Source organism: Thomasclavelia sp., assembly GCF_047249845.1.
Taxonomy (GTDB): Bacteria; Bacillota_I; Bacilli_A; order Erysipelotrichales; family Coprobacillaceae; genus Thomasclavelia.
Map to the genome: position 1 here is coordinate 1 of NZ_JBKTWO010000143.1, position 2,081 is coordinate 2,081.

Annotated in this window: 1 protein-coding gene; it reads right to left on the minus strand. The window is 30.7% G+C overall.

What is annotated here, in order from left to right; all coding sequences use genetic code 11:
- On the minus strand, positions 1-2,081 hold a 2,081-nt coding region (locus ACLR9T_RS14105), incomplete at both ends, for a Cna B-type domain-containing protein (RefSeq protein ID WP_413110110.1).

The following is a 2,081-nucleotide window of genomic DNA, read 5'->3' on the forward strand; positions in this document are numbered from 1 at the left end:
GTACCATTATGATATTCAACCGTTTTAAATTCATCTTCATAATAAATTTCTGTTGCTGGAATTACATCAAGAGTACTATAAACGTAGTTTTGATTATTTTTAGTTTTTCCATCAACATGCACTTCATAAAGCAATTTTTCAAAACTATCCATATTCATATTAGTTGGTGAATATCTAATACTTTCTTTTTTTCCATCACTGTTAGTATCAAGGGTTTCTGCCTTACCATAATTACCTTGATATTCGGTAGACATATTTTGTTCTTCAGTTACACTGTTTTCATCTAAGTTTACACCATCAGTTTCGCCGTCACGATTAATTTTAGCAACTCCCACTAATTTACCATTGATTTCTGTATCACTATTAACACGGTCATTAGCTAGCACATCTACCGTTACCGGTAATCCATAGTCAATTACTACAGAATCACCATTCATAATAGCTGTTGTTCGATAATTTGTAATATAGAATGTGTATCCATCTTTACTTTGATCGTAGATTGTTAAATAACCATTTATTGGATTTTCAACTACTTCATATGTATATTTTCCAAAAGTTCCATCATCTTTTTCATAGTACATTGGTAATTTTTTTACTATCGACCATGAATTTTCATCAGAATGAGCCATACTACTATCCATAGAAATATCTATATTTATTGCACTACCATCCTCTTTTGTCTGAATTATTGTGACTGATATACTTCCCTCTCTATCACCACTTGCATTATTATCATCAATCCATCTTTTTTGAATTGTGATAAATGCATCTTGGCTACAAGGATCTTGAGCTAAATCATCTTCTTTAGGTGGATCAGTTACAACTTCACCTGTTGGCGTTCCTAACATTAAATCTGCCTGAGCTTCAGAAACATATACTTTTAACGGTATTCTTACTGATTCATTTTCAGCAGTCTGATATGCATTTTTCCAATTATTATGACCATCAAGTGAAGGTGCTCCAGCACTATTAGCATTTAAATGAACAACATTATATAAATAATAATTAGTACCACTTATTTCTACATCTGTTGAAGAGCTAACTAAGATTTTATTTCCTTCAGTACCGATACATATTTTTGTTAAATTATCATTATCAAATAAACGATATACTTGATATGTATTATGATTTCCTTCAATACCATATACGGTGTTAAAGTCATAACTTGACTCTAAAGTAGTTGTACCAGAAAATTCTCCAATCTTATTAGCAGTTCCTCTAATGGTATCTGCTTTTATCATTTTATTATTATCTAACAAACCTTCGTGATTTAATCCAACAAATCCTCCAGCATAACCATTAATATCAGTTCCATCTTTTTTATTAGTTGCACCACCTGCAAATACATCATAACCAATATCAATACCTTCAACAGAAGAATTCTTTACTCGCGTTCTATTAGCTTTTATTAAATTTACTTCAATATTAGTTGTTTGATCACCTTTAAAACCATTTTCATCACATGGTAATTTAATTTCTGAATCACCAATTTGAACAATTGCAACATCAGTTTGTCCATTATCAGATTTACTTAATGCAACTGAGATTTTTAAACCTAATAAATCTAACGATAAAGTATTTCCATCATATAAGGCATCTAATTCTATTATTCCAAGATTAATTACTAAAATATCCCCTTCTTGCAATTTACCAAGATATAATTTTTTAATTAAATGATTTACTATATCCAATACAAAATTTATTAATTTACTATTTGCTTGAATCTTAGTTAAATATTCAAAACTTGAGCGTCCGATAAATCCACCAGCAATTTGTCCACTAGATACTTGTCTTAATGATTCTACATTAGAAGCACTTATTCTTGCTAAATCTCCATTTCCAACAAAACCTCCAGCAACTTCAATTGCTTCACCATCGTAATCAGACCCTGTTGATTCAAAGTATTCTTTAGCACCTAGACTTTTTATCGTAAATCCATTTTCAATACCTTTAACTAAACAATTATCTGCATATGAGCCAAAGACATCAAGGACACCAACTGTTCCATTTAATAATCCTTCTAAGGCATTTCCAGGTCCAACTTTATCAATATCAACAGCACCACTTTTTCCCATCTGACC